The 26,614-nt window shown below is 73.1% G+C and carries 23 protein-coding genes and 1 riboswitch; of the genes, 15 read left to right on the top strand and 8 right to left on the bottom strand.

Annotation, left to right across the window (positions count from 1 at the left end):
- Window positions 1-95: 95 nt before the first annotated feature.
- The 5 genes from ACGFZK_RS18900 (at window position 96) to ACGFZK_RS18880 (ending at window position 5,910) form a co-directional block, all read left to right on the top strand.
- Complete coding sequence (locus ACGFZK_RS18900) at window positions 96-1,976, top strand: protein kinase (protein ID WP_393849992.1); 1,881 nt, start codon at window positions 96-98, stop codon at window positions 1,974-1,976.
- A gap of 94 nt (window positions 1,977-2,070) precedes the next feature.
- On the top strand, window positions 2,071-2,712 hold the full coding sequence (locus ACGFZK_RS18895) for a class I SAM-dependent methyltransferase (protein ID WP_393849991.1): 642 nt from the start codon (window positions 2,071-2,073) through the stop codon (window positions 2,710-2,712).
- An 89-nt stretch (window positions 2,713-2,801) separates the two neighbouring features.
- The gene (locus ACGFZK_RS18890) at window positions 2,802-3,794 is read left to right on the top strand and encodes an N-acetylmuramoyl-L-alanine amidase (protein ID WP_393849990.1); all 993 of its coding nucleotides are present in this window, start codon (window positions 2,802-2,804) and stop codon (window positions 3,792-3,794) included.
- Window positions 3,795-3,956: 162 nt separating this feature from the next.
- Window positions 3,957-4,802 (top strand): hypothetical protein, encoded by an 846-nt coding sequence (locus ACGFZK_RS18885; protein ID WP_393849989.1) that lies wholly within the window; start codon window positions 3,957-3,959, stop codon window positions 4,800-4,802.
- 97 nt (window positions 4,803-4,899) lie between these two features.
- On the top strand, window positions 4,900-5,910 hold the full coding sequence (locus ACGFZK_RS18880) for an LLM class F420-dependent oxidoreductase (protein ID WP_393849988.1): 1,011 nt from the start codon (window positions 4,900-4,902) through the stop codon (window positions 5,908-5,910).
- Here the strand turns inward: ACGFZK_RS18880 and ACGFZK_RS18875 are convergent.
- Both ACGFZK_RS18875 and ACGFZK_RS18870 read right to left on the bottom strand, forming a co-directional pair.
- Complete coding sequence (locus ACGFZK_RS18875; RefSeq protein WP_393849987.1) at window positions 5,907-6,287, bottom strand: hypothetical protein; 381 nt, start codon at window positions 6,285-6,287, stop codon at window positions 5,907-5,909. The two genes, ACGFZK_RS18880 and ACGFZK_RS18875, sit on opposite strands and share 4 nt — an antisense overlap.
- Window positions 6,288-6,715: 428 nt before the next feature.
- Entirely contained in the window at window positions 6,716-7,375 is a 660-nt protein-coding gene (locus tag ACGFZK_RS18870) for a hypothetical protein (RefSeq protein ID WP_393849986.1), read from the bottom strand.
- Between the two features lie 88 nt (window positions 7,376-7,463).
- Here ACGFZK_RS18870 and ACGFZK_RS18865 point away from each other — a divergent pair, with 88 nt between their 5' ends.
- Window positions 7,464-7,766, top strand: a complete 303-nt coding sequence (locus ACGFZK_RS18865) for a hypothetical protein (protein ID WP_393849985.1) — start codon at window positions 7,464-7,466, stop codon at window positions 7,764-7,766.
- Window positions 7,767-7,779: 13 nt separating this feature from the next.
- On the opposite strand, the gene ACGFZK_RS18860 is transcribed toward ACGFZK_RS18865, so the two are convergent.
- Genes ACGFZK_RS18860 through ACGFZK_RS18850 form a run of 3 tightly spaced genes read right to left on the bottom strand, consistent with a single transcriptional unit; the run spans window position 7,780 to window position 10,969 of the window.
- Window positions 7,780-8,862 (bottom strand): prenyltransferase, encoded by a 1,083-nt coding sequence (locus ACGFZK_RS18860; protein ID WP_393849984.1) that lies wholly within the window; start codon window positions 8,860-8,862, stop codon window positions 7,780-7,782.
- Window positions 8,859-9,593: a class I SAM-dependent methyltransferase gene (locus ACGFZK_RS18855; RefSeq protein ID WP_393849983.1), complete on the bottom strand. Its 735-nt coding sequence runs from the start codon at window positions 9,591-9,593 to the stop codon at window positions 8,859-8,861. Before ACGFZK_RS18855 ends, ACGFZK_RS18860 begins: the two co-directional genes overlap by 4 nt.
- A gap of 56 nt (window positions 9,594-9,649) precedes the next feature.
- Complete coding sequence (locus ACGFZK_RS18850; RefSeq protein ID WP_393849982.1) at window positions 9,650-10,969, bottom strand: glycosyltransferase family 4 protein; 1,320 nt, start codon at window positions 10,967-10,969, stop codon at window positions 9,650-9,652.
- Window positions 10,970-11,187: 218 nt separating this feature from the next.
- On the opposite strand from ACGFZK_RS18850, the gene ACGFZK_RS18845 reads away from it, so the two are divergent.
- Window positions 11,188-11,811: a TetR family transcriptional regulator gene (locus tag ACGFZK_RS18845; RefSeq protein ID WP_393849981.1), complete on the top strand. Its 624-nt coding sequence runs from the start codon at window positions 11,188-11,190 to the stop codon at window positions 11,809-11,811.
- A 1,712-nt stretch (window positions 11,812-13,523) separates the two neighbouring features.
- Here the strand turns inward: ACGFZK_RS18845 and ACGFZK_RS18840 are convergent.
- Together ACGFZK_RS18840 and ACGFZK_RS18835 are read right to left on the bottom strand one after the other, a co-directional pair.
- The gene (locus ACGFZK_RS18840; protein WP_393849980.1) at window positions 13,524-13,757 is read right to left on the bottom strand and encodes a ferredoxin; all 234 of its coding nucleotides are present in this window, start codon (window positions 13,755-13,757) and stop codon (window positions 13,524-13,526) included.
- On the bottom strand, window positions 13,757-15,220 hold the full coding sequence (locus tag ACGFZK_RS18835) for an aldehyde dehydrogenase (protein ID WP_393849979.1): 1,464 nt from the start codon (window positions 15,218-15,220) through the stop codon (window positions 13,757-13,759). The genes ACGFZK_RS18840 and ACGFZK_RS18835 overlap by 1 nt, the downstream gene beginning before the upstream one ends.
- A gap of 197 nt (window positions 15,221-15,417) precedes the next feature.
- Here ACGFZK_RS18835 and ACGFZK_RS18830 point away from each other — a divergent pair, with 197 nt between their 5' ends.
- The 7 genes from ACGFZK_RS18830 to ACGFZK_RS18800 all read left to right on the top strand — a co-directional run bounded on the left by ACGFZK_RS18830 (window position 15,418) and on the right by ACGFZK_RS18800 (window position 23,559).
- Window positions 15,418-16,491 carry an MBL fold metallo-hydrolase gene (locus tag ACGFZK_RS18830; protein WP_393849978.1) on the top strand — a complete coding sequence of 358 codons (1,074 nt, stop codon included), beginning with the start codon at window positions 15,418-15,420 and terminating at the stop codon, window positions 16,489-16,491.
- 115 nt (window positions 16,492-16,606) lie between these two features.
- A riboswitch (cobalamin riboswitch) is annotated at window positions 16,607-16,687 on the top strand.
- 130 nt (window positions 16,688-16,817) lie between these two features.
- Entirely contained in the window at window positions 16,818-18,071 is a 1,254-nt protein-coding gene (locus ACGFZK_RS18825; protein WP_393849977.1) for a prenyltransferase/squalene oxidase repeat-containing protein, read from the top strand.
- Window positions 18,071-18,763 carry an SCO2322 family protein gene (locus ACGFZK_RS18820; RefSeq protein ID WP_393849976.1) on the top strand — a complete coding sequence of 231 codons (693 nt, stop codon included), beginning with the start codon at window positions 18,071-18,073 and terminating at the stop codon, window positions 18,761-18,763. Before ACGFZK_RS18825 ends, ACGFZK_RS18820 begins: the two co-directional genes overlap by 1 nt.
- On the top strand, window positions 18,760-20,130 hold the full coding sequence (locus ACGFZK_RS18815; protein WP_393849975.1) for an energy-coupling factor transporter transmembrane component T: 1,371 nt from the start codon (window positions 18,760-18,762) through the stop codon (window positions 20,128-20,130). Before ACGFZK_RS18820 ends, ACGFZK_RS18815 begins: the two co-directional genes overlap by 4 nt.
- Window positions 20,127-21,965 carry an ATP-binding cassette domain-containing protein gene (locus tag ACGFZK_RS18810; RefSeq protein WP_393849974.1) on the top strand — a complete coding sequence of 613 codons (1,839 nt, stop codon included), beginning with the start codon at window positions 20,127-20,129 and terminating at the stop codon, window positions 21,963-21,965. Before ACGFZK_RS18815 ends, ACGFZK_RS18810 begins: the two co-directional genes overlap by 4 nt.
- Window positions 21,962-22,846: an ECF transporter S component gene (locus ACGFZK_RS18805; protein WP_393849973.1), complete on the top strand. Its 885-nt coding sequence runs from the start codon at window positions 21,962-21,964 to the stop codon at window positions 22,844-22,846. Before ACGFZK_RS18810 ends, ACGFZK_RS18805 begins: the two co-directional genes overlap by 4 nt.
- Before the next feature lie 269 nt (window positions 22,847-23,115).
- Window positions 23,116-23,559 carry a transglycosylase SLT domain-containing protein gene (locus ACGFZK_RS18800; protein ID WP_393849972.1) on the top strand — a complete coding sequence of 148 codons (444 nt, stop codon included), beginning with the start codon at window positions 23,116-23,118 and terminating at the stop codon, window positions 23,557-23,559.
- 143 nt (window positions 23,560-23,702) lie between these two features.
- On the opposite strand, the gene ACGFZK_RS18795 is transcribed toward ACGFZK_RS18800, so the two are convergent.
- Complete coding sequence (locus ACGFZK_RS18795; protein WP_393849971.1) at window positions 23,703-24,872, bottom strand: steroid 3-ketoacyl-CoA thiolase; 1,170 nt, start codon at window positions 24,870-24,872, stop codon at window positions 23,703-23,705.
- Between the two features lie 242 nt (window positions 24,873-25,114).
- On the opposite strand from ACGFZK_RS18795, the gene ACGFZK_RS18790 reads away from it, so the two are divergent.
- The gene (locus ACGFZK_RS18790) at window positions 25,115-26,359 is read left to right on the top strand and encodes a cytochrome P450 (protein WP_393849970.1); all 1,245 of its coding nucleotides are present in this window, start codon (window positions 25,115-25,117) and stop codon (window positions 26,357-26,359) included.
- Window positions 26,360-26,614: the final 255 nt, after the last annotated feature.

Genomic DNA, 26,614 nt, shown 5'->3' with positions numbered 1-26,614 from the left:
GGTCACAGTCGGACAGGAGTTGTCGACAGCCGTCCCGCACGCGCTCGGCGATAATGCCCTGCTGAACTGATCTTGCGGTGACGGGGGCCTGGCAAGTGCGGGAACTGATCGAAGACCGGTATGCGCTGGAGGAGTTGCTCGGCCGGGGCGGCTTCGGCGAGGTGTGGCGAGCCGAGGACAGCCGGGTGGGCCGCCAGGTCGCCGTGAAGATCGGATACCCGCAGACGCCCGAGGAGACCCGCCGCTTCGAGCGCGAGGCCAGCCTCGCCGGGAACCTCGCCCACCCCAACATCGCCACCATCCACGACTTCGGCCGCACCGAGCGGGCCGGTCGCAGCGCCGTCTTCCTCGTGATGGAGCTGCTCCAGGGCCGCAGCCTCGCCCAGGTCCTGGACGAGGGCGTGCCGCCGCTGGCGGACGCCCTGGACTGGGTGGCACAGGTGGCGGCCGCCCTCGGGGCCGCGCACGACGGCGGGGTCGTCCACCGTGACATCAAGCCCGCCAACGTGATGGTCACCGGGGCCCGGGGGGTGAAGGTGCTCGACTTCGGCATCGCCAAGGCCCAGGGCGGAGTCGGTACGGAGCTGACCGGCACCGGAATGATCATCGGCTCGTTCCCCTACATGGCGCCCGAGCGCTGGACCGGCGGGGCCAACGGAGTGCCCGTCGACGGGCGGGCCGACCTGTACGCCCTCGGCTGCGTGCTCATGGAACTGCTGACCGGTACCCGGCCGTTCGCCGCCCGCGAGATGCACGAGCTCCTCGCCCAGCACCTCACGGCCACCCCGCCCGCGCCCGGCTCGCTGCGCGCGGGGCTGCCGCCCGCGCTGGACGCGCTCGTGCTCGACCTGCTCGCGAAGGACCCGCGCGAGCGGCCCGCGGACGCGGGCGAGGTGTCCCGCAGGCTGGCGGAGATCGCCCGGGGCGGGGAGGCGGTCAACCCGCCCGCTCCGGCCACGGCCACGGTCCCGGACACGGACACGGACACGGATCCGGATCCGGCCTCCGCCCCGACCGTGGTGGCCACGGCCGTGGTGTCCTGGCCGCCCCCGCCCTCGTACTCCCCCACCGTGCACACCACGGCCGGTGACCCGGTCCGCTCGATGCTGGACCGCAGGCTGACGCAGCTGCTGGAGGACGCCCCGGCCGACGCCGTGGAACGGCTCGCCGTGCTCGTCACCGACCTGACCGAGGAGCTGGGAGCGCAGGACGCGCTGACCGTGCGCGCCGCCTACCACCGCGCGCTGCGTGTCCGGCGGCAGTCCACGCTGGACCTGGAGCGCATCCTGCCCCGCATGGTGCGGGTCCTGGGCCTGGAGCACCCGGACACGATCACCGGACGCGCCGTTTGGGTCGGGGAGGCCGCGGCCTTCGGGCCCGGCGACGGCCGCCGCCACGAGGAGGAGCTGCGGGAGCTGATCGGACAGGCCACCCGGGTGCTCGGCACGCACGCCGTGGTCACGCTGACCGCCCGGTACCACCTGGCCTCGGCCATGCACCGGGGCGCCCTGGACCGCGACGGCCAGTGGGACGCCCGGACCCGCGAGCGCGCGCTGAGCGAACGCCACTGGCTGGGGCCGCTGCTGCCCGATCTCGAATGGGCCCTGACGGCCGACAGCCCGCTGCTGCTGGACGTGCGGCGCCGGCTGGCCCACGACGCCTGGCTGGTCGGCGACTTCGCCGGGGCCGCGCTCCTGTACTGGCGGTTGTTCCCGGACCTCGCGGAACTCGCCGAGTACGGCGATCCCGAGGTGGCCTACCGGGTGCTCCGCAGCATCGGCGAGGCGGGCGATCCCGTCAGCGCCCTGGCGCACATGGACCTGCTGCTGCACCGGCTACCGCTGTTGTCCGGCACCGGATGGCTGGCCCAGGAGGTCTCCGACACCCGGGCGGCCTTCCGCCGGGTCGTACGGGAGCGGCGCCGCGCGGAGGGGGCCGGCGGGGCGGGCGCCCTGTCCCGCCTGTTCGGCCGCTGAGCGGGTGGCGGCGTACGGGCGCACCCCGGCCGTAGCGTCCTACCAGCGGGTAGGGCACCATGGGCCGCCACACACGATCACCGCCGGAGGAACCATGGCCACCCCCAAGCCGGAGACCCTCGCCGCCTTCGAGGCCGCCAAGGGGTTCATGCCCGTACGCGAGGGTCTCGCCCTGTACGAGGCGGCCACCGCGGCCGGGGCGCTCGGGCTGCCGCTGCTGGAGGTCGGCACGTACTGCGGCCGCTCCACCATCCTGCTCGCCGACGCCGCCCGCGAGGCCGGCGTGGCCGCGATCACCGTCGACCACCACCGGGGCAGCGAGGAGCAGCAGCCGGGCTGGGAGTACCACGACCCGACGGTGGTGGACCCGGAGGTCGGGCTGATGGACACCCTGCCGACCTTCCGCCGGACCCTCCACAAGGCGGGGCTGGAGGACCACGTGATCGCGATCGTGGGCCGCTCCCCGCAGGTCGCGGCGGCCTGGGGCGGCAAGCTCGGCTTCGTCTTCATCGACGGCGGCCACACCGACGAGCACGCCGCCGGCGACTACGAGGGCTGGGCCCCGCACGTGGCGGAGGGTGGCACGCTCGTGATCCACGACGTCTTCCCCGACCCGGCCGACGGCGGCCAGGCCCCGTACCGGATCTACCTGCGCGCCCTCGCGTCCGGCGCCTTCGAGGAGATCTCCGTCACGGACTCGCTGCGCGTGCTGCGGCGTACGGGCGCGGGCATCTGAGCCGACAAGCGGCAGGCCGACAATCACACCACGCCCCCGGATGGCTCAGGGTCCGGCCGGGCAACCGCGCAGCGGTCTAGCATCGCCGCGTGCGCAATGACGACAGCCCCCCGCCCCCCGAGTCCGGCTCCTCCGTCAGCCCGGACCGGCCCTGGTTCACCCGACGCTCCACGCTGGTCGTCGGGGTTGCCGCGCTCGCCCCGGCCGCTCTGGCGGGCTGGGTCCTGACCCAGGCCTTCGCCGGTTCGGGCTCGGACGGGGCCCGCTCGGCGCCGCTGCCCGCCTCCCACTCGGCGCTGTCGCCGGGCCAGCGGGACGCGAAGCCGGGATCCACCCCGAGCGCGAGCGCGAGTACGAGCCCCAGCGCCGGTACGAGCACCCCGGCCGCCGCGCCCGCACCCGCGAAGGGCCCGCTCACCGGCAAGACCGTGGTCGTCGACCCCGGTCACAACACCGGCAACTTCGAGCACACCGGGGAGATCGACCAGCAGGTCGACATCGGTACGGGCCACAAGGAGTGCGACACCACCGGCACCACCACGAACTCCGGCTACAAGGAGGCGGACTTCACCCTCGACGTGTCCCGCCGCCTGCGGACCGCTCTGGAGGCCCAGGGCGCGAAGGTGGTCCTCACCCACCAGGCCGACCGCCCCTGGGGCCCCTGCATCACCGAGCGCGCCCGCATCGGCAACGAGGCGAAGGCCGACGCCGTCGTCTCCGTCCACGCCGACGGGGTCTCGGCGGGCAACCGCGGCTTCCACGTCATCCTCCCGGCCAAGGTCAAGGGCGGCGGCGCCGACACCGCGAAGATCGTCGGACCGTCCCGGGAACTCGGCGAGCGGATCGCCGGGAACTTCGCCCGCACCACCGGTTCCGCCCCCGCCAACTACCTCGGCAGCGGTACCGGTTTGGTCGTCCGCGACGATCTCGGCGGACTGAACCTGTCAACTCAGCCCAAGGTGTTCATCGAATGCGGCAACATGCGTGACGCGAAGGACGCGGCGCAGCTGACGAGTCCGGAGTGGCGGCAGAAGGCGGCTCAGGGCATCTCGGACGGCATCGTCGGCTTCCTCGGCGGATAGTCCCTTCGGGAGTCCTACGGGGCTTCCCGGCGGGACTGCCCGCCGCCCCGATCATCTCGGCCGCCGGAAACCTCCGTACCATGGTGCCGCCCGCCCCGCTGCAGGCATCATCTGCGACCGCGGCACCACGAGACGACCGAGACCGAGAAGGACACCTGAGACGTGAACATCCGCTCCCTCACTCGAGGCGACGGCGTGGTGATCGGAGCAGCGGCGCTGCTGTTCATCGCCTCGTTCCTCGATTTCTACTCCGCCACCAATAGCGACCTGCCGAGTGCATGGGACACCGACTCCTACCACCTGGTGCTCCCCAGCGTCTTCCTGGTCGGCTTCATCGCCGCCGGCCTGCTGATCGCGGCGCGCTTCCAGCCCGAGACCCGCAAGGTGCTCGGCCTGCCGCTGGCCGCGTGGGGCACCGTGCTCGCCGTCGCGGCGGCCTGGTCGGCGCTGTGGGCGCTGATCACCTGCCCGTCGCTGCTCGACCTGGGCGCGGGCTCCATCCTCGCCTTCATCGCCACGCTGGCCCTGGCCGGCGTGGCCCTGTTCAGCGCGAAGGTCCCGGCGCTGGCCGGCCAGCTGGTTCCGGACCCGAAGCCGGCGGCCGTCGCGCCGTACGGCGGCCAGCCGGGCCAGCCCCAGCCGGGTGCCGGGTACGGCTACCCGGGCGGGCAGCAGACCCCGTACGGCTCCACCCCGCAGCCGGCCCCGCCGTACGGCGGCACGCAGAACCCGACCCCGACCCCGACCCCGGGTCCCGGTCCCGGTCCGCAGGACGCCCACCACACCCCGGCTCCGGCGCCTGCGGCCGACTTCACTCCGTTCTGGTTCGCGGTGCCGGTGGCCCGACCCCTTTACGCGGAGGACGGCTCCCCGACCCCGATCGCCGAACTCGCCCCGGGCACCTGGTACCTGGCCGTCGAGCAGCGTGGCGCGGCCACTCTGATCGCCCAGACCCAGGACGGCCGCCGCGGCGTCCTGAACGACACCTCGGGCATCCAGCGCGGCTGACCGCGCCGGACCCGGCCGACGGCCCCCCGCCCTTCCGGGCGGGGGGCCGTTGCCCTACAGTCACCTGACGCCTCGTCAGTTTCGGGAGGGACCGTACATGCGCCTCGGACTCGCACTCGGCTACTGGGGCCGCGGCCCCAACCCCGACCACCTGGACCTCGCCACCGAGGCCGAGAACCTCGGCTACCACTCGGTGTGGACCGCCGAGGCCTGGGGCTCGGACGCCTTCACCCCGCTGACCTGGATCGCCGCGCACACCTCGCGGATCCGCCTCGGCACGGCCATCGCCCAGATGGCCGCCCGCACCCCGACCGCCACCGCCATGCACGCCCTGACGCTGGACCACCTCTCCGGCGGCCGGATGATGCTCGGCCTCGGCCTGTCCGGCCCGCAGGTGGTCGAGGGCTGGTACGGGCGCCCCTTCCCCTCCTCCCCGCTGACCGCCACCCGCGAGTACGTGGACGTCATCCGCCAGGTGCTGCGGCGCGAGGGGCCGGTCGCACTGGACGGCCGCTTCCACAGCCACCCGTACCGCGGCGAGGACGGCACCGGCATCGGCAAAGCGCTGAAGCCCATCACCCACCCGCTCCGCGCGGACCTGCCGCTCCTCCTCGGCGCGGAGGGCCCGAAGAACATCGCCCAGACCACCCGCATCGCGGACGGCTGGCTCCCCCTGTACTGGTCACCGACCCGCACCGACGTCTACCAGGCCTCCCTCGCCGACCTCCCCCGGGGCTTCATGATCGCGCCGATGGCCCGCGCCAAGGTCTGCGACGATGTCGCGGAGGGCCTGCTGCCGGTGAAGGCGATGCTCGGCTTCTACATCGGCGGCATGGGCCACGCGGCCCGCAACTTCCACGCCGACCTGATGGCCCGCATGGGCTACGAGGAGGAGGCCCGCCGCATCCAGGAGCTGTTCCTCGCCGGACGCAAGGAGGAGGCGGTCCTGGCCGTCCCGGACGCGTTCGCCGACGAGATCTCCCTGATCGGCCCCCGCGAACGGATCGCCGAACGCCTCGACCTCTGGCGCAAGGGCCCGGTGACCGACCTCCTCCTGACGGCCCCGGACCCCCACACCCTCCGCGTCATGGCGGAACTCAACAGCTAGCCCTGCGGCACCGCGACCAGCAGTTCGCGGACGTCCAGCGGCATGACGGCGATCTCGATGCTCCCGCCGCCGTCGTAGGCGCAGGTGACGATGCGCGAGCCGGGATTGATGGAGATCCCCTCCTTCACGGAGGGCATCCGCACGCCCGTGGCCCGGCCGCCGGGCAGCTCCACGGCCTCCCCGCGCTGCGGAACCCACCGGGCCGCACCGTCCTCGGCGTACACCGTCCCGGGCCGCCACCGGCCCTCGCCGGCCGGGACCCGGACCATGCACGGAATCCCGGGCACGGGCCCGGCGGCCATCCGCGCACGATGCTTGCGCCGCAGCAGCCACCCGGCCCCGACGACGCCGAGCCCGACCACCACGATCTCGATCACCCACCCATTGAACCAGTCCCGGGTGGCCGCGCCTCAATCGCCGGCGGGGCTGGGTTGTGCCACCCGGCCGGGGTCCGGCCCGTCGGGCGGGCCGACCCCGGTGGCTTCGGGTGGGACGGTGCCCCTCGACACGCGGCGGGTGGATCCGCCGGGGTAGGGGTGTGGCGACGGCGGGGGGTGTCCCCGCAGGCGACGCGGATCCACCGCCGCCCGGCGGCTCCGTACCGCTGCACTCCGCAAGCCGAGGAGACACCCGCCGGCGGCGCCGCGCCCCCACCCCCGGTCCCGACCCCGGCCAAGCGGCCAAACCCAGCCCCGCCGGCGTTTGAGGCGCGGCCACGGGGCGGCACCCGAAGGAGAATCGGCAACCCCCCGGCCACCGGGCCGCACCCGAAGGAGCATCGGCAACGGCCCGGCCAGGGCAAGGGTCAGCCGCCCAGCTGCGACGCGCTCGGGACCTTGTCCGTCACCGTCGCACCCGCACTCTGGCCCGCTTCCTTCACACTGCCGATGACGCTGTCGAAGGCGTCGATGTCACCGTCACCCGCCTGCCCCTTGCGGAGCTTGCTCCCCAGCCCCTTCAGGGACTCGATGCCCGCCGCGAGCGGAGCCACCGCCTTCGCCAGCAGCGGGTCCCCCTTCGCGTTCTGGGTCGCCGCCTTCAGCCGGTTGTACGCGAACGCGCCCGCGAGCCCCGCCTTGATCAGCGCGAAGGTGCGGCCCTTGGTGCCCTTCTTGAACTTCCCCGCGCGGTACGGCTTGACGATCCACTGGTACGTCGCACCGGCCGCCAGGCTCGCGTTGGCGACGAAGCGCGTCTTGGCGAACTTCTGCTTCTCGGCGGAGGTGCTGGGCGACGGCGTCACCGCGGCCAGTTCGTCGGCCTCGGCGGCGACGGGCTCCGCCGCCGCGAGGGCGGCCAGCTCCCCCATCGACGCGGCGGAGAGCTCCTCGCGCGGGCCGCTGCCGCCGCTGCCGCATGCGGTGGCGCCGACCAGCAACGCGGTGGACAGAACCACCGCCGTGACGGCGCGACGGAATCGGACGGTCGTGGGTACGGACACGGTTTCCTCCGGAGACTGAGGCATCCTCCGCAGCCTCACCCCGGGCGCCCGGACCCGCGACCCGGGCGACCCGTTCGGGTTTACGCCACCCCGGCGCGGCAACACGCGCTGCATGAGCACTCACAGTCGAGTACGCACCCGAGGAAGCAGTCAGGCAGGCCGTGCCGTCGCCCTGGTGGCGGACGTGCTCGCCTTCGTGATCGGACTCTGGATCCTGCTCTACCTCCTGGAGGCCAATCCGGGCAACGCCCTGGTCGACCTCGTCCACGACGTCGCCAGCTGGCTCGCAGGCTGGTCCTACGACCTGTTCACCTTCAGCCGCGAATGGGTCCAGGTCGTCATCGGCTACGGCATAGCCGCCGTCGCCTACCTCCTCATAGGCCACGCCGTCGCCGGCTGGCTCTACCGTCGCTGAGCCCGGTCCCCGCTCACCCGCAGCAGTCGGGCTCCAGCCCGGCCGGGAGCGAGGTCCCGCCGAACACCTCGGTGGTGGCCTCGTCCCCGCCGAGCGCCGCGACGGCGAGCAGCAGCGACCCGGCGGTCCAGGTGGTCTGCTCCACCGGCCAGACGGCCCCGTCCTGGAACACGTAACCCGTCCAGTACATGCCGTTGTCCGCGCGCAGGTGGGTGATCGACCGCAGGACGTCCAGCGCCCGGTCCGACTCGCCCGTCGCCCACAGCGCGAGCGCCAGCTCGCAGGACTCGCCGCCCGTCACCCACGGGTTGGGCAGCACGCAGCGCACGCCCAGGTCCGGGACCACGAACTCGTCCCAGCGCTCCTCGATGCGCGCCGTGGCCTCGGCACCGGTCAGGGCCCCGCCGAGGACCGGGTAGTACCAGTCCATCGAGTAGTGGTTCTTGTCGAGGAACCGCTCCGGGTGGCGCCTGATCGCGTGCCGCAGCGCGCCCGCCGCCAGCTCCCAGTCGGGCTGCGGCTCCTCGCGGTGCTCGGCGATGGCCAGCGCGCAGCGCAGCGCCTGGTGGATGGAGGAGGAGCCGGTCAGCAGGGCGTCGGTGACGGCCGTGCCGTCCGCCTCCCGCTTCCAGCCGATCTCGCCGCCCGGCTGCTGGAGCGCGAGGACGTACTCCACGGCCGCGTAGACGGCCGGCCACATGCGGTCCAGGAAGGTGTCGTCGCCGGTGGACAGGTAGTGGTGCCACACGCCGACGGCTATGTACGCGGTGAAGTTGCTCTCGCGGCTCGCGTCCTGCGGCTCCGCGGTGTCCACCCCGTCCGGCCGGTCGGCGTAGGCCGCGTACCAGGAGCCGTCCTGGTTCTGGTGCCGGGCCAGCCACGCGTAAGCGCGCTCCGCGGCCTCGTGCTCACCGGCCGCGTCGAGCGCCATCGCGGCCTCGGTGTGGTCCCACGGGTCCAGGTGGTGCCCGCGGAACCACGGTATGGCCCCGTCCGCGCGCTGGGCGGCGAGGATGCCCGCCACCGTCTGAGCGGCCTGCTCGGCCGTCAGTACGCCGTCCAGGACCAGGTGTTCGGTGCGTCCGGGTGAGCTCACTGGGCGGCGCCGACGGGGAGGTGGGGCTTGGTGGCGTACGCCACGAAGCTCTTGCCGATGAGCGGGTTCAGCGCCTGCTCCGCGAGCCGCGTGGCCATCGGCTTCTTCATGATGTCCCAGACCAGGAGCTTGTGGTACGCCTTGACGGGCAGCGCCTTGTCGTTGTCCACGCCGAAGGCGCACTTGAGCCACCAGTACGGGGAGTGCAGCCCGTGCGCGTGGTGCGTGCCGTACGGCTTGAGGCCCGCGGCCTTCATCTTGCCGAGCAGCTCGTCCGCCTTGTAGATGCGGATGTGGCCGCCCTCGACCTCGTGGTAGGCGTCGGAGAGCGCCCAGCAGATCTTCTCGGGGCCGTAGCGCGGCACGGTGATGGCGATGCGCCCGCCGGGCTTGAGCACGCGGACCATCTCGGCGAGCACGCCCTTGTCGTCGGGGATGTGCTCCATCACCTCGGAGATGATGACGACGTCGAAGGAGTCGTCGGGGAAGGGCAGGGCGAGCGCGTCGCCCTCCATGGCGGTGGCGGTGGCCCCGGCGGGGGCCTCACCGGCCTCCTTCATCGCGGCGAACCACTTGGCGACCTCGCGGATCTCCTCGCCGTTGCGGTCGACGGCGACCACTTGGGCGCCTCTCCGGTAGCACTCGAAGGCGTGCCGGCCTGCGCCGCAGCCCAAGTCGAGTACGCGGTCGCCTGCGGCGAGCGGGAACCGGGAGAAATCGACGGTCAGCACGGGGTCCTGCCTTCGCGGTCGCGGGGGTGTTCGGGGGATGGGGAAGAAGCGGAGGGTCAGCGCGCCCGGCGGGTACGGTCGGCGGCGGCCTGCTCGATGGCGGCGCGGTAGTGCGCGACGGTGCCCTCGGCCGCCTTGGCCCAGGTGAACCGGGTCAGGACCCGTTCGCGCCCGGCGGCGCCGAGACGGGCCCGCAGCTCGGGGTCGCCCAGCATCCGGCCCAGCGCGGCGGCCAGCGCGCCCGCGTCGCCCGGGGGCACCGCGAGGCAGGTCTCGCCGTCGGGGCCGGCGACCTCGGGGATCGCACCGCCGGTGGTGGCGACGAGCGGGGTGCCGGTGGCCATGGCTTCGGCCGCCGGGAGCGAGAAACCTTCGTAGAGGGAGGGCACGCAGGCGATCTGGGCGCTGCGGACGAGGTCGACGAGCTCGGCGTCGGTGATGCCCTTGACGAAGCGGACCGCGTCCTGGAGGCCGTACGTCTCGATGGCGCGGGCGACCGGACCCTGCTCGGCGCGCTTGCCGACCACGACGAGGTGGGCCTCGGGCTGCTCGGTGCGCAGCTTCGCGAGCGCCTCGACGAGGTACACGAGCCCCTTGAGCGGCACGTCGGCACTGGAGGTGGTGACGATGCGGCCCGGCACCTCGGCCACGGACGGGTCCGGCGACCACAGGTCGGTGTCGGCGCCGATGTGCACGACGTGGATGCGCTCGTCGCGGACGCCCAGGTGCTGGGCGATCTCCTGCTTGGAGGAGCCGGAGACGGTGAGCACGGACTGCAGCCGGCGGGCCACGCGGCCCTGCATGCGGGTGAAGCCGTACCAACGGCGCACCGAGGCCCGCTTCAGGCGGCCCTTGGCGGCGTCGAGGTCGAGCTTGCGGTCGACGGTGATCGGGTGGTGGATCGTGGTGACCAGCGGCGCGCCGAGGTCGGTGAGCAGGCCGTACCCGAGCGTCTGGTTGTCGTGGATGACGTCGAAGTCACCGGCGCGCGCGGCCAGATGGCGGCGGGCGCGCAGCGAGAACGTCAGCGGCTCGGGGAAGCCGCCGGTCCACATGGTCGCGACCTCGACGGCGTCGATCCAGTCGCGGTACTCGTCGGGCTTCGGCGTACGGAAGGGGTCCGGGCTGCGGTACAGGTCCAGGCTCGGGAGCTCGGTGAGCGTGGCGCCCGTGTCGAGCACCGGGTAGGGCTGTGCGCCGATGACCTCGACGGAGTGCCCCAGCTGTACGAGCTCGCGCGCGAGGTGGCGGACGTAGACGCCCTGGCCGCCGCAGAACGGGTTCCCCTTATAGGTGAGGAGTGCGATGCGCAGCGGGCGGTCGCCGTCGGCGCCGGAACCCGTGAAAGGGCTCGTCACCATGGCCTCAGCGGTCACTCTCGGCCCCCTTCTCCCTGCAACTTTCGCCGGAGCGTAACCGCTCGGATAATGTAGAACAAGTTTCAGACTTGATCCGTTGAAGACCATTGAATCTACCGGCCGGAAACTACACCGTAAGAGGCGGAGCAGGTGATTCGCGCCACGGCTCCGGCGCCTACGATGCTGGCTGCGAACCAGCCCGGATTCAGCCCGCGCAACGACACGGAACGGGACACATGACAGCGGAAGTGAAGGCCGTCACCACACCGGCGTCGCCTCCCCTGACGGAGCGCCAGGAGGCACGCCGCCGCCGGATCCTGCACGCCAGCGCCCAGTTGGCCAGCCGGGGCGGCTTCGACGCCGTCCAGATGCGCGAGGTCGCGGAGGCGGCGGGCGTGGCGCTGGGCACGCTCTACCGCTACTTCCCGTCCAAGGTGCACCTGCTGGTCGCCACCATGCAGGACCAGCTCCAGCACATGCACACCACGCTGCGCAAGCGCCCGCCGGCCGGGGACGACCCGGCGGCCCGGGTCGCGGAGACCCTGATGCGGGCCTTCCGCGCCCTCCAGCGGGAGCCGCAGCTGGCCGACGCGATGGTGCGGGCACTGACGTTCGCGGACCGCAGCGTGAGCCCCGAGGTGGACACGGTGTCCCGGCTGACCACGGCGATCATCCTGGACGCGATGGGCCTGGAGGAGCCCCCGACGGCGGAACAGCTCTCGGCGGTCCGGGTCATCGAGCACACCTGGCACTCGGCGCTGATCACGTGGCTTTCCGGCCGCGCCTCGATCGCCCAGGTCAAGATCGACATCGAAACGGTGTGCCGCCTGATCGACCTGACGTCCCCGGAAAAGGCCTGAAGCCGCCGGTCCGGGCGGGGCGGCCGGGGCGGGGTCGGGAGGTGCGGGGGTGGGGGGTGGGGGGTGCGGGGTCGGGAGGTGCGGGGGTGGCTTCGGCGGGCGGGAGCCACTGGGGCGGCATCGAGAGGCGTCGGGGCATCGGAGGGCGGGAGCCACTCGACCGGCACCAAGAGGCGTCGGGGCATCCGAGAACGAGAACCACTCGACCGGCATCAGGGATGCGTATGGGGGTTTCCCGTCAGTCTCATCGTCTCTCCGGTTCGGGCCGGTCCCTCAAGGGCGCTCCTTCGTCGCGTCGCTTCGCGATGTCGCTGCGCTCCACCCTTGACCGACCGTCCCGCCCCGGAAAGTCGAAGACTGCCGGGAAGCCCCCAAAAGAACGAGCCGGGCGGAGCCTTCAGGGACGGGGCGGTCGGAGACGCCCGACCCGGTCGGGCGCAAGAGGCACGACCGACAGGCGAGGCCCATCACCGGCATCGGCCGGGTCGGTGGGGCGCGTCCAATCGCTACGCGCTCCTCACCTCTCAGCGTCCGACGACCGTCTTGGGCTGGGCATAGGCCGCCCACGACCGCGGCCCGGCCCTCGACATGCGTCCGACGACCGTCTGGGGTAGGGCATAAGCCGCCCACAGCCTCGGTTCGACGCTCGACATGCGTCCGGCGAGCGTCTGTGGCTGGGCATAGACCGCCCACGCCTCCTGGGCGCTCTCTTCGATGGCGTCTGACGGCTGTCGGGGGTGGGCATAAGGCCGCCCACAGCCTCGGTTCGACGCTGGACGTGCGTCCGGCGACCGTCCGGGGCTGGGCATAGGCCGCCCACACCTCTTGGGCGCTCCTCATGCGATGCGTCTGACGGCTGTCGGAGGTGCGGGGCGCCATACGGCGGCTATGTCGAGGTGAGCTCGGGTCAGTGAGTGTGTGCGGCTCGGAAGGCCGACCGTTTACCCCAATTGCCCTTGTTTGGGTGTGGGTTTGTGGTGTCGTCCTCGCGCTGACCCGGCTACACCTCGGCTGAGGCGAGGAATCAGCCGACCGCCCCTCTCAATGGCCTCTGACGGCGGCCGGTCGCAGTCAAAGTGAGAGTGCTGAGGCTGTGGGCGGCTTATGTCCAGCCACAGACGGTCGTCGGACGCTGTGAGTGGGAAGCGCCTAGGCGGTGGGCGGCCTGTGCCCAACCGCAGACGGTCGTCGGACGCTGGGAGTGGGAAACGCCCAGACAGTGGGCGGCCTATGTCCAGCCCAAGACGGTCGTCGGACGCTGAGAGGTGAGGAGCGCGTAGCGATTGGACGCGCCCCACCGACCCGGCCGATGGCGGCCGTGGGCCCCGCCTGCCGGACGTGCCCCTTTGCGCCCGACCGGGCCGGGCATCTCCGACCGCCCCGTCCCTAAAGGCTCCGCCCGGCTCGTTCTTTTGGGGGCTTCCCGACAGTCTTCGACTTTCCGGGGCGGGACGGTCGGTCAAGGGTGGCCGAAGGCCATCGCGAAGCGACGCGACGAAGGAGCGCCCTTGAGGGACCGGCCCGAACCGGAGAGACGATGAGACTGACGGGAAACCCCCATACGCCACTCTGATGCCGATCAACTGGCTCCCGCCCACCCGAAGCCCCCGCCCAGCGTCCCGACCCCGCCCCCTCGGCTCCCGCCCACCCGAAGCCCCGCCACACCTCACGACCCCGCCCGCCCAACCCCGCCCGCCCGACCCCGCCCGCCCCTACTCCTCCGGCGGGAACACCGGTTCCCCCGTCGCCGCCAGGGTGATGAGGATGGCCTCCACCGGGCAGCCCTCCGCCGCCGTGAGGATCGGCTCGTTCGCGTCCGCCTGGGCCTCGCGCGGGTGGGACTGGCGCGCCGAGTCCAGGACGAAGCCGTCCGGGGCGTGGTTCACGCACATGCCCGAGCCGATGCAGACCCCGCGGTCCACCTCGACCTGCCAGCGGTCACCCATCAGGCACCCGCCTCATAGCCCGCCGGGAGGTGGATCATCTTGTGCTCGAGGTATTCGCTCAGCCCCTCCGGGCCGAACTCCCGCCCGACGCCGCTGTTCTTGTAGCCGCCGAACGGCCCCAGCATGTCCAGGCTGAAGGTGTTCACGTTGAAGGTGCCGGTGCGGATCTGCCGGGCGAAGTCGATGCCGTGCTCGACGTCCGCGGTCCAGACGCTGCCGCTGAGGCCGAAGTCGGAGTCGTTGGCCACCCGTACCGCCTCGGCCTCGTCCCCGTACGGGATCAGGCAGACGACCGGGCCGAAGATCTCCTCGCGCGCGATCCGCATGGAGTTGTCGACGTCACCGAAGAGGGTGGGCTCCACGTACCAGCCCTGCTCCAGCCCCGCCGGGCGGCCGCCGCCCGACAGGACCTTCGCGCCCTCCTCCTGGCCGATCCGGATGTAGTCCAGCGAGCGCTGCTGCTGCCGCTTGGCCACCAGCGGGCCGAGCTGCGTCGCCGGGTCGAGCGGGTCGCCGACGACCAGTGCGCCGGCCGCCGCCGCGAGGGCTTCGGCCACCTCCTCGTAGCGGCTGCGGGGAGCGAGGATGCGGGTCTGCGCCACGCACGCCTGGCCGTTGTTCATCCAGGCCGCGGGCACGATCCCGGCGACCGCGGTCGCCACGTCGGCGTCCGGGAGTACCACGGCCGCCGATTTGCCGCCGAGTTCGAGGGTGACGCGGGTGAGGTTGCGCGCGGCGACCTCCATCACGCGCCTGCCCGCCGCGACCGAGCCGGTGAAGGCGACCTTGTCGATTCCGGGGTGCCCGACCAGGTACTCGCTGACCTCGCGGTCGGCGGGCAGGATCGACAGCACGCCCTCGGGGAGTCCGGCCTCCCGCGCGATGTCGGCGAGGATGTAGGAGTCCAGCGGCGCCTCGGGCGACGGCTTGAGGATCACCGTCGAGCCGGTCAGGAGCGCCGGGGCGAGTTTGGCTGCCGCCACGAACTGCGGGACGTTCCACGGGATGACGGCGGCGACCACGCCCACCGGCTCCCGGCGCACCAGGATCGGGCCGAGCACGCCCTGGCGGTGCTCCTCGTACGGGTAGGCGCGGGCGACCGTGATCGCGGCGTCGTAGACCATCATCGGGCCGAGCGCCTGGGCGAGGACGCTCCACGAGTACGGGGATCCGTTCTGGGAGCTGATGGAACGGGCGATCTCCTCGTGCCGGACGGCTATGGCGTCCTTGATCCGGGAGACGACGGCGATCCGCTCGTCCAGGGTCATCCGCGGCCAGGGGCCCTCGTCGAACGCCTTCCGCGCGACGGCTACGGCGCGGTCGACGTCCGCCTTCGAGGCGTGCGGGACGGATCCGATGACCTGCTCGGTGTGGGGGGAGACGATCCGGATCGTGTCGGTGCCCAGCGGATCCGTCCACTCCCCGCCGATGAACAGTTTTCCGTGTTCCACGAGCTCGGTCATGGCTGATGCCTCCTGCAGCTTGGCGTTCCAGAACTGATACCAGTTCTAGTTGGAGGAGTCCACGGCCAGGACGGAACCACGGGGGCCGCGGCGGGAAAGATCGAACGACTAGTCAGAGAGCCGGGAAAGTGGTCGACTTGGGCTACTACTGGAACACGTTCTCATCCGAGGGCGGCAACAGGGGAGAGCGAGGGCGCATGACGGAGGACGACACGTCACGGTTCACGGAGGACACACCCCACGTCACCGATCACGGCGGAGGCGTGTGGGGAATCAAGGTCCCCATCCCCGACAACCCCCTCGGACACACCCTCGTCCACGTCCTCGACACCGACCGCGGCCCGGTCCTCGTCGACACCGGCTGGGACGACCCCGAGTCCTGGGACACCCTCGTCGCCGGCCTCGCCGCACTCGGCATCGCCGTCGCCGACGTCCACGGCGTCGTCATCACCCACCACCACCCCGACCACCACGGCCTCTCCGGCCAGGTCCGCGAAGCCTCCGGCGCCTGGATCGCCATGCACGCCGCCGACACCGAGGTCGTCGTACGGACCCGTTCCTCCGAGCCCGGCGTCTGGTTCGACTACATGGCCGCCAAGCTCGCCGCCGCCGGAGCCCCCGAGGAACACGTCGCCCCGCTGCGCGCCGCCCGCGCGAGCGGCCGCGTGCGGACCCTGCCCGGCCTGCGCGCCGCCGTACCCGACCGGGAGATCGTCCCCGCCGAGCTGCTCCCCCTCGCCGGGCGCCGGCTGCGCGCGATCTGGACCCCCGGGCACACCCCCGGCCACGTCTGCCTGCACCTGGAGGAGGCCCACCCGGGGAACCTCCCCGGCAACGGCCGCCTCTTCTCCGGGGACCACCTGCTGCCCGGGATCTCCCCGCACATCGGCCTGTACGAGGCCCCGGAGGACACCCGCGTCACCGACCCCCTCGGCGACTACCTCGACTCCCTCGAGCGCATCGGCCGCCTCGGACCCGCCGAGGTGCTCCCGGCCCACCAGCACGCCTTCACCGACGCGCCCGCCCGCGTACGGGAGCTCCTGGACCACCACGAGGAACGGCTCTGCGGACTCTGGGCGCTGCTGGCCGAACCGCTGACCCCCTGGGGGCTGGCCGAGCGGATGGAGTGGAACCGGCCCTGGGAGCAGATCCCGTACGGCTCCCGCAACATCGCCGTCTCGGAGGCGGAGGCCCATCTGCGACGGCTGGTGAAGCAGGGCCGCGCCGAGGCGGTGCCGGGCACGGACCCGGTCACGTACCGGGCGCTGTAAGGAGCCGGGCAGGGGGCGGGGCGGCGAGCCCGGTAAGGGGCGCCCGGCCCATGCGCCCCAGGGGCCGCCGGTTACGGGCCGGTAGAGTGAACCCGTCGTCCACACCTCTGTACGGGGGGAAGCCGGTGCAATTCCGGCGCTGACCCGCAACCGTGACCCACACCCGGCACCGCCCGGGCGGGGAGCCGGAATGCCCCGTGCCGGAGGTGCGCGGCTCGTGCCGCCGGAGCCCCCGGCGGCCGGCACCGTCGAGGTAAACGGAGCCGGAGCCCGGTGCCTGTGCGTGCCTGCTGCCGGTTCCCCCGTACGAGAGGCACCCGCCCCCCATGATCGTCCGCCGTAGCGCAGCCGCGCTCGCCGCCTCCGCCGTGCTCTGCGTGGGCGCCGCCCCCGCAGCCCTCGCCGACACCGCGCCGCCCGCCTCCCCCTCCGCGCCGCCGGTCATCCCCTCCGGTCTCTACGGCAAGAACGACCCCACCTACGACGGCGTGTGGCGGCAGTCCTTCGCCCTGCTCGCCCAGCACACGGTCGACGTCAAGCCGGCCCGCCAGGCCGTGGTCTGGCTGCTAGGCCAGCAGTGCCAGACCGGCGGCTTCCCCTCCTTCCGCCCGAACCCCGGCGTGGAGTGCGACGCGAAGACGATGTACGACACGAACGCCACCGCGGCCGCCGTGCAGGCGCTGCAGGCCCTCGGCGGCCAGGACGCGGCCGTCAGGAAGAGCGTGGACTGGCTGAAGTCCGTCCAGAACGAGGACGGCGGCTGGAGCTACGTGCCCGGCTCCCCCAGCGACGCCAACTCCACCGCCGTGGTGATCAGCGCGCTGGCCGTGGCGGGCGAGAAGCCGGCCGAGGTCAAGTCCAAGACGGGCAGGTCGGCGTACGAGGGCCTGCTCCCCTTCCAGCTCGGCTGCGCCGCCGAGCCGGCCGCCGACCGCGGCGCGTTCGCGTACCAGCCGGCCGACGGCAAGCTCGTCGCCAACGCAGACGCCACGGCCGCCGCGGCCCTGGCCGGCCTCGGCAAGGGCGCGGCCGTCGTCCCGTCCGCCGAGAACACCCCCGCGGCCCCGCTGGCCTGCCCGGCCGCGAACGCCGCCGACCCGGTGGCCGCCGCCCAGGGCGCGGCCGGCTACCTGGCCGAGGCCCTCAAGAAGGACGGCCACCTCACGGCCGTCACCCCGGGTTCGGACCAGCCCCTCCCGGACACCGGCAACACCGCCGACGCGGTGATCGCCCTGGCCGCCGCCGGGCACAAGGAGTCGGCGGCGGGCGCGCTGGAGTGGCTGAAGGCCAACTCCGCGGAGTGGGCGAAGGGCAGCCCGGCGGCTCTGGGCACGCTGGTGCTCGCCGCGCACGCGACCGGCACCGACCCGAAGTCCTTCGGCGGCACCGACCTCGTCGCCGCGCTGAACGCGACCGGTCCTGCCCCGCAGGGCGCGGACACCGGGGCGACCGACGTGGACAGCGAGAAGGAGAAGCCCTCGGGCGGCCAGAACGTCTGGTGGATCGTCGGCGCGGGTGCGGCGGCCGGTATCGGCATCGGCATCCTGCTGAGCGGCCGCCGGAAGAAGAACCAGTCCTGATGCGCCGCCGCCTGCCCGCCGTGGCCCTCGCTCTCGGTATCGCCCTGGCCCTGCTGGCCGCCGCTCCGGCGCTGGCGGCCGGCTACCGCTACTGGTCGTTCTGGGACGGCGGCGCGGGCGGCGGCGCGGGCGGCGTCAAGTGGTCGTACGCCACCCAGGGCCCCTCGCTGGCCCGCCCCGCGGACGGCGCCGTCCAGGGCTTCCGCTTCGCGGTGAGCAAGGACGCGGCGGCGCAGGCCGCCCAGCCGCGCGCGGCGGCCGACTTCGAGGCCGTCTGCGGCGGGACCGCCCCGGTGGACGGCAGGAAGCGGGTGGCGCTCGTCATCGACTTCGGCGTCCCGGAGGACGCCCCGGCGGGTGACACCCCGCCCGGGGCCGCCCCGCGCACGGCCTGCGCGCAGGTGGCCCCGGACGCGACGACGGCCGAGGCACTGGCCTCGGTCGCCAAGCCCCTGCGGTACAACAGCGCGGCGCTGCTCTGCGCGATCTCCGGCTACCCGAAGCAGGGCTGCGGCGACCAGGTCGCGCAATCCCCTGCCTCGGCCGCACCGTCCGCCTCCACCTCCGCCTCCACCTCCGCCGAGGCCGAGACCGGCGGCGGGGGCCCGTCCGCGGGCCTGCTCGCGGGCATCGCCGCGGTGGCGGCCCTGGCCGCGGCCGCCGTCTGGCAGTCCCGCCGCCGCACCCGATGACGGACCACACCGCCCCGGCGCCCCCCGGCGACGACGCCGGCCCGGCCACCGGGGCCTCCGGCACCACGGACACCGGTACACCGCTGCCGTCGCACCGCGCCGACGGCAGCGAGCCGTCCACCGGGGCCTGCCGCGCCACGGGCGCGGACACCCGCCGGGCTTGGCCGCAGGCCGGCCGTCCCTCCACCGGAGCCGCACCCGGCGGCGTGACCCCGGCCCGCCGGAGCCCGGCCGCGGCGCTGGATCCCGCGCACCGGTCGACGTACGAAAGATGGAAGCCCCCGCACGCCAGTCGGGCCACCGCCCTGCACGCGGGGGCCTGGTGGCTGTGGGCCCTCGGCCTCGCCACCGCCGCCTCCCGCACCGCCAACCCCCTCCTGCTCGGGCTGATCGTCGGCGTCGCCGGTTACGTGGTCGCGGCCCGTCGCACGGACGCGCCCTGGGCGCGTTCCTACGGCGCCTTCCTCAAGCTCGGCCTCTTCGTCATCGGCCTGCGCCTGCTTTTTTCCATGCTCCTCGGCTCCCCCATCCCCGGCTCGCACCTCCTCTTCACCCTCCCGGAGGTCCCGCTGCCCGCCTGGGCGCAGGGCATCCGGTTCGGCGGCAGGGTGACCGCCGAGCAGCTCGTCTTCGCCTTCTACGACGGCGCCAAGCTGGCCACCCTTCTGGTGTGCGTCGGCGCCGCGAACGCCCTCGCCAATCCGGCGCGGCTGCTGAAGTCCCTCCCGGCCGCCCTGTACGAGGCCGGCGTAGCCGTCGTCGTCGCCATGACCTTCGCGCCGAACATGGTCGCCGACGTCGTCCGCCTGCGCACCGCCCGCCGGCTGCGCGGGCGTCCCACCGGCGGGGTGAAGGCGATCCTCCAGATCGGCCTGCCGGTCCTGGAGGGCGCCCTGGAACGCTCCGTCGCCCTGGCCGCGTCGATGGACGCGCGCGGCTACGGCCGTACGGCCCAGGTCCCGCCCGCCGTCCGGCACACCACCAACGCCCTCACCCTCGGCGGCCTCCTCGGCATGTGCGCGGGCACCTACGGCCTGCTCGCCGCGCAGGGCGCCGCATACGGGCTGCCCGTGCTCGGGATCGGCGCGGCCCTGGCCGTCGCCGGCCTGCGCCTCGGCGGCCGCCGGTCGGTGCGGACCCGCTACCGGCCCGACCGCTGGGGTGCGCGCGCCTGGCTCGTCGCCGGATCGGGCGCGGCCGTCGCCGTCCTGCTGATCCACGCCGGCTCCGTCGACCCCGCCGCCCTGCACCCGGGCGTGGTCCCGCTGGCGGCCCCCACGCTCCCGCTGTGGCCGGCGGCCGCGATCCTGATCGGCCTGCTGCCCGCCTTCGTGGCACCCGTACCGCCCAAGGAGGCATCGCAGTGATCCGCTTCGAGCAGGTGTCGGTCACCTACGAGGGCGCGGCCGGGCCCTCCCTCCGGGGCGTCGACCTGGTGATCCCCGAGGGGGAGCTGACGCTGCTGGTCGGCCGCTCGGGCGTCGGCAAGTCCACCCTGCTCGGGACGGTCTCCGGACTGGTCCCGCACTTCACGGGCGGCACCCTGCGGGGCCGGGTCACGGTCGCGGGCCGGGACACGCGCACCCACAAGCCGCGCGAGCTCGCGGACCTGGTGGGCACGGTCGGCCAGGACCCCCTCGCGCACTTCGTGACGGACGTGGTCGAGGACGAGCTCGCCTACGGCATGGAGTCCCTGGGCCTGGCACCTGCGGTGATGCGCCGCCGGGTGGAGGAGACCCTGGACCTGCTGGGCCTGAACGAGCTGCGCGACCGGCCGATCGCGACGCTGTCCGGCGGCCAGCAGCAGCGGGTCGCGATCGGGTCGGTCCTCACCCCGCACCCGAAGGTGCTGGTGCTGGACGAGCCGACGTCCGCGCTGGACCCGGCGGCGGCGGAGGAGGTCCTGGCGGTCCTCCAGCGGCTGGTGCACGACCTGGGCACCACCGTGCTGATGGCGGAGCACCGGCTGGAGCGGGTCGTCCAGTACGCCGACCAGGTCCTGCTCCTGCCTTCGCCGGGCGCGGCCCCGGTCATCGGCAGCCCGGCGGAGATCATGGCCGTCTCGCCGGTCCAACCGCCGGTGGTCTCCCTGGGCCGTCTCGCGGGCTGGTCCCCGCTCCCCCTCTCGATCCGCGACGCCCGCCGCCGCTCCGCTCCGCTGGTGGCCCGCCTGTCGCCTGCGGCGGGCTCGGCCCCGTCCAACCCCTCGGCCCGCCTGTCCGAGCCCGCCCGCCGCACCGCCTCCCAGGGCGCCGCCCCGGACCCCGCGCCTCAAACGCCGGCGGGGCTGCATCTTTCAGCCCCGCCGGCGTTTGAGACGCGGGGGTCCGGGGGCGGAGCCCCCGTTGCCGAAGCCCCGGGCCTGCTCGCGCGCCTGCTCCGCCGCGGCAAGCCGAGCCCGGACCCCGCCGCCGCCCCCGCCCCCGCCCCCGGCGACCGGCCGGCCGAGGTCCGCGACCTCACCGTCCTCCGCGGCCGCGTACAGGCCCTCCGTGGAGTCACCCTCACCGTCGCCCCCGGCGAAACCATCGCCCTCATGGGCCGCAACGGCGCCGGCAAGTCCACCCTCCTGGCCACCCTCGTCGGCACGGTCGCCCCCACCACCGGCCAGGTGACGGTCGGCGGCCGCACCCCCCACCGCACGGCCCCGCCCGAGATGGTGCGCCGCGTCGGCCTCGTTCCCCAGGAGCCCCGCGACCTCCTCTACGCCGACACGGTCGCCGCCGAGTGCGCCGCCGCCGACTCCGACGCCGCCGCACCCCCCGGCACCTGCCGCGACCTCGTCACCGCGCTGCTTCCGGAGGTCCCCGACGACACCCACCCGCGGGACCTGTCCGAGGGCCAGCGCCTGGCCCTCGCCCTGGCGCTGGTCCTCACCGGCCGCCCCGCCCTGCTTCTCCTCGACGAGCCCACCCGCGGCCTGGACTACGCCGCCAAGGTCCGCCTGATCGAGATCCTGCGCGGCCTCGCCGCCGAGGGCCACGCCATCGTGCTGGCCACCCACGACGTGGAGCTCGCGGCCGAGCTGGCCCACCGCGTGGTGATCCTGGCCGGCGGGGAGGTCGTCGCGGACGGCCCGACCGCCGAGGTCGTCGTCTCCTCCCCCGCCTTCGCGCCGCAGGTGGCGAAGGTCCTGGCGCCGGGCCACTGGCTCACCGTGCGCCAGGTCGCCGAGGCCCTCGATGCGGCGGAGGCACAGTGAAGAACAACCCCGCCACCCCCGCCCGCTCCGTCCGCCCCGTCCGGATCGGCCCCCGCGCCGCCGTCGCCCTGATCCTCGTCACCCTCATCGGCGTCGCGGCCTTCGGCTGGCCCCTGCTCGCCGACCGCCAGTCCGGGCTCGCCCACTCCCAGGACGCCCCGTGGCTCTTCGCCGCGCTCCTCCCGCTCCTGGTGGCGGTCGTCGTCGCGACCATCGCGGACAACGGCATGGACGCCAAGGCGGTGGCGATGCTCGGCGTGCTCGCCGCCGTCGGGGCGGCGCTGCGACCGCTGGGCGCGGGCACGGCCGGCCTGGAGCCCATGTTCTTCCTGATGGTGCTCAGCGGGCGGGTCCTCGGACCCGGCTTCGGTTTCGTCCTGGGCTCGGTGACGATGTTCGCCTCCGCCCTGCTGACCGGCGGGGTCGGGCCGTGGATGCCGTTCCAGATGCTGGCGATGGGCTGGTTCGCGCTGGGCGCGGGGCTGCTGCCGGGCCCGGAGCGGATCCGGGGGCGGGTGGAGCTGCTGATGCTGTCCGCGTACGGCTTCGCGGGCTCGTTCGCCTACGGCACGATCATGAACCTGCAGGGCTGGGTGATCCTGCAGGGCATGGGGCAGGGCGTCTCCTTCCATCCGGGGGACCCGGTCGCCGCGAACCTGGCGCGCTTCGTGGCGTACTGCCTGGCGACCTCGGTCGGGTGGGATCTGGGGCGGGCCGCGCTGACCGTCGTACTGACGCTCACGCTGGGGGCGACCTTGCTGAAGGCGCTGCGCCGGGCGACCCGCAAAGCTGCCTTCGACGCCCCGGTCTCCTTCGATTCGGGGGTCGGGATCGGGTCCGACCCCGCTCTCGAAAGGGGTACGAACGGCAGCAGAGGGTGACATTCGGGGCCTTCCCCGGTGACCCGCCCCATAGGACGTGGGTCACATACGAGCCGGGCTAGTAGCCCCCGAGGCCCCGTACCCGCCCGCGGAGCCGTCCCCTCGGCGGGCCGGCCCCGCCCCCACTGCGAGGACGGCTAGTAAGCGGGGTCTTTGCCAGGCCGTCCGGGCGTCTGTAGAACTGGATGAGTCGCAGGGCGGCAGGGGTACTTCACCCGCCGCCGACGAACCCCTCTCCAGCGCGTGAGTGGCTCACGCATGTCCTCGACATGCCGCGACCGCCCTTGTCCCCTTCGGAAGGTCAATTCGTGTCCAACGTCATCATGCGCCGCATCGCCGCCTCCAAGAAGACCCTCGCGGGTACCGTCCTCGCCGTGGGCGTCGCCGGTTCCATGCTGGCCGCGGTTCCCGCGCAGGCCGCCCCGATGAGCGCCAAGGCGATCGCCCAGCAGATGATCAAGGACCCGGCCCAGTTCGCCGCCTTCGACAAGATCATCTCGCACGAGAGCGGCTGGGACTACACCGCGACCAACTCCTCCTCGGGCGCGTACGGCCTGGCCCAGGCCCTGCCGGCCTCGAAGATGGCCTCCGCGGGCGCGGACTGGAAGACCAACCCGGCCACCCAGATCAAGTGGGGCCTGGACTACATGAACGACCGCTACGGCAGCCCGGTCGGCGCCTGGAACTTCTGGCAGAACAACCACTGGTACTAAGCCACCAGCCGGCAGCAGCCAGCAGGCAGGCAGGCAGGCAGGCAGCGGTAACAGCAGCAGACATACGAGGGCCCGGTGGCCGGCCTCCCCAGGTCCGGCCACCGGGGCCTTCTGCATCCCATCCCACGGGTCTCAGTGGCGCCTCACAGGCGCTGGATGATCGTGCCGGTCGCCAGCGCGCCTCCCGCACACATGGTGATCAGCGCGAACTCCTTGTCGCGGCGCTCCAGCTCGTGCAGCGCGGTGGTGATCAGCCGGGCGCCGGTGGCGCCGACGGGGTGGCCGAGCGCGATGCCCCCGCCGTTGACGTTGACCTTCTCCAGGTCCTGGTCGAAGACCTGGGCCCAGGACAGGACCACGGAGGCGAAGGCCTCGTTGATCTCGACGAGGTCGATGTCCCTGAGGGACATCCCGGCCTTGCCCAGCACGGCCCGCGTCGCGTCGATGGGCCCGTCCAGGTGGAAGTGGGGGTCGGCGCCGACGAGCGTCTGGGCGACGATCCGGGCGCGCGGCTTGAGCTTGAGGGCGCGGGCCATCTTGCGCGAGGCCCACATCACGGCGGCGGCGCCGTCGGATATCTGCGAGGAGTTCCCGGCGGTGTGCACGGCGGTGGGCATGACCGGCTTGAGCCGGGCCAGCGCCTCCATGCTCGTGTCCCGCAGCCCCTCGTCCCGGTCGACCAGGCGCCACATGCCCTGCCCGGCGGCCTGCTCCTCCTCGGTCGTCGGCACCTGTACGGCGAAGGTCTCGCGCTTGAAGCGCTCCTCGGCCCATGCGGCGGCGGCCCGCTCCTGGGAGAGGAGGCCGAACCGGTCGACGTCCTCGCGGGACAGGCCCCGGTGCCGGGCGATCCGCTCGGCGGCCTCGAACTGGTTGGGGAGGTCGACGTTCCACTCGTCCGGGAAGGGCTTTCCCGGGCCGTGCTTGGATCCGGAGCCCAACGGCACGCGGCTCATGGCCTCGACGCCGCAGGCGATGCCGATGTCCATGACCCCGCCGGAGATCATGTTGGCGACCATGTGGTTGGCCTGCTGCGAGCTGCCGCACTGACAGTCCACCGTGGTCGCGGCGGTCTCGTACGGGAGCCCCATGGCGAGCCAGGCGTTGCGGGCGGGGTTCATCGACTGCTCGCCCGCGTGCGTGACGGTGCCGCCGACGATCTGCTCGACGCAGTCGGGCTGGATTCCGGTACGGGCCAGCAGTTCGCGGTAGGTCTCACCGAGCAGGTAGGCGGGATGGAGGTTGGCGAGAGCGCCCCCGCGCTTACCGATGGGGGTGCGTACGGCTTCGACGATGACGGGTTCCGCGGCCATGAGCTCGTCCTCTCCTGCACTGCGTCAGCACGGCGGGCCGTCCCGGCGCCCCGCCCCGAACTAGTACGCGTTCTAGTTCTCCCCGCAGTCTTATGACCTGAGGTCCTGACGCGCAAGGGTCTTGCACGCGGCCTGCACGGATTCCACACGCAACAGTTGGCGCCGGGACCCTTGTCACTTCTGGAACTCGTTACTACCTTCGAGCCAACTTCTGATGGTCCGTCAGACTTTGGAGTTGCCCGATGTCCTGCCCCGCACTGCCCGAAGGCTTCGACGCCACCGACCCAGACCTGCTCCAAAACCGGGTCCCCTTCCCGGAGTTCGCTCAGCTGCGGCAGACCGCACCCGTGTGGTGGTGCCCGCAGCGGCGGGGCATCACCGGCTTCGACGACGAGGGCTATTGGGCCGTGACCCGGCACGCGGACGTCAAGTACGTCTCCACGCACCCGGAGCTGTTCTCCTCGACCACCAACACCGCGATCATCCGCTTCAACGAACACATTGCGCGTGATGCGATAGATGCCCAGCGACTGATCATGCTGAACATGGATCCGCCGGAACACACGCGCGTACGCCAGATCGTGCAGCGCGGCTTCACCCCGCGGGCCATCCGCGGACTGGAGGAGGCCCTGCGGGACCGCGCCCGGAAGATCGTCGAGGAGGCCGCGGCGACGGCGGCCGACGGCAGCTTCGACTTCGTCACGCAGGTGGCGTGCGAGCTCCCGCTGCAGGCCATCGCCGAACTGATCGGCGTACCGCAGAAGGACCGCACCAAGATCTTCGACTGGTCGAACAAGATGATCGCGTACGACGACCCGGAGTACGCGATCACCGAGGAGGTCGGCTCCAACGCGGCGATGGAGCTCATCGGCTACGCGATGAACCTCTCCGCCCAGCGCAAGGAATGTCCGGCCGAGGACATCGTCACCCAGCTGGTGGCGGCCGAGGGCCAGGGCAACCTCGGCTCCGACGAGTTCGGCTTCTTCGTGCTGCTGCTGGCGGTCGCGGGCAACGAGACCACGCGCAACGCCATCAGCCACGGCATGCACGCCTTCCTCACCCACCCCGAGCAGTGGGAGCTCTACAAGGCGACCCGGCCGTCGACCGCGGCCGAGGAGATCGTCCGGTGGGCCACCCCGGTGGTGTCCTTCCAGCGCACCGCCACCCAGGACACCGAACTGGGCGGCCAGAAGATCAAGGCGGGCGACCGGGTGGGGATGTTCTACTCCTCCGCCAACCACGACCCCGAGGTCTTCACGAACCCGGACGTCTTCGACATCACCCGCGACCCCAACCCCCACCTGGGCTTCGGCGGCGGCGGCCCGCACTTCTGCCTCGGCAAGTCCCTGGCGGTGATGGAGATCGACCTGATCTTCAACGCCCTGGCCGACACCCTCCCGAACCTCCACCTGACCCCCGCGGCCCCCCGCCGCCTCCGCGCAGCCTGGCTCAACGGCATCAAGGAACTCCGCGTCACCCACCCCTGACCCCCCTCGATTCCCCCCACCCCCACCGCCCCCTCCAGCCCCGCCGACGCTCTTCCAGCCCCGCCGACGCTCTTTCAGCCCCGCCGGCGTTTGAGGCGCGGGGTCCGGGGCCGAGCCCCGCCCTCCCAGCCCCGCCGGCGTTTGAGGCGCGGGGTCCGGGGCAGCGCCCCGGCAACGGCGCCGCACCCGTTCGAGTGGCGGCCCACCCCGAACGGAGTGATCCTGGCAAGCAGCGGCGATCCAGCCGAAGGGGCG

Source organism: Streptomyces sp. NPDC048257 (genome assembly GCF_043201855.1).
Taxonomy (GTDB): Bacteria; Actinomycetota; Actinomycetes; order Streptomycetales; family Streptomycetaceae; genus Streptomyces.
Note: the sequence above shows the minus strand (reverse complement) of the source record. Positions and strands in the feature narration are given on the sequence as shown.

What these genes read in the sequence shown, in the direction of transcription:
- ACGFZK_RS18895 (WP_393849991.1), top strand. Translation starts at nt 2,071, where the DNA reads ATGGCCACCCCCAAGCCGGAGACCCTCGCCGCCTTCGAGGCCGCCAAG.
- ACGFZK_RS18880 (WP_393849988.1), top strand. Translation starts at nt 4,900, where the DNA reads ATGCGCCTCGGACTCGCACTCGGCTACTGGGGCCGCGGCCCCAACCCC.
- ACGFZK_RS18870 (WP_393849986.1), bottom strand. Translation starts at nt 7,375, where the DNA reads ATGCCTCAGTCTCCGGAGGAAACCGTGTCCGTACCCACGACCGTCCGA.
- ACGFZK_RS18865 (WP_393849985.1), top strand. Translation starts at nt 7,464, where the DNA reads ATGAGCACTCACAGTCGAGTACGCACCCGAGGAAGCAGTCAGGCAGGC.
- ACGFZK_RS18845 (WP_393849981.1), top strand. Translation starts at nt 11,188, where the DNA reads ATGACAGCGGAAGTGAAGGCCGTCACCACACCGGCGTCGCCTCCCCTG.
- ACGFZK_RS18840 (WP_393849980.1), bottom strand. Translation starts at nt 13,757, where the DNA reads ATGGGTGACCGCTGGCAGGTCGAGGTGGACCGCGGGGTCTGCATCGGC.
- ACGFZK_RS18835 (WP_393849979.1), bottom strand. Translation starts at nt 15,220, where the DNA reads ATGACCGAGCTCGTGGAACACGGAAAACTGTTCATCGGCGGGGAGTGG.
- ACGFZK_RS18830 (WP_393849978.1), top strand. Translation starts at nt 15,418, where the DNA reads ATGACGGAGGACGACACGTCACGGTTCACGGAGGACACACCCCACGTC.
- ACGFZK_RS18825 (WP_393849977.1), top strand. Translation starts at nt 16,818, where the DNA reads ATGATCGTCCGCCGTAGCGCAGCCGCGCTCGCCGCCTCCGCCGTGCTC.
- ACGFZK_RS18820 (WP_393849976.1), top strand. Translation starts at nt 18,071, where the DNA reads ATGCGCCGCCGCCTGCCCGCCGTGGCCCTCGCTCTCGGTATCGCCCTG.
- ACGFZK_RS18815 (WP_393849975.1), top strand. Translation starts at nt 18,760, where the DNA reads ATGACGGACCACACCGCCCCGGCGCCCCCCGGCGACGACGCCGGCCCG.
- ACGFZK_RS18800 (WP_393849972.1), top strand. Translation starts at nt 23,116, where the DNA reads ATGCCGCGACCGCCCTTGTCCCCTTCGGAAGGTCAATTCGTGTCCAAC.
- ACGFZK_RS18795 (WP_393849971.1), bottom strand. Translation starts at nt 24,872, where the DNA reads ATGGCCGCGGAACCCGTCATCGTCGAAGCCGTACGCACCCCCATCGGT.
- ACGFZK_RS18790 (WP_393849970.1), top strand. Translation starts at nt 25,115, where the DNA reads ATGTCCTGCCCCGCACTGCCCGAAGGCTTCGACGCCACCGACCCAGAC.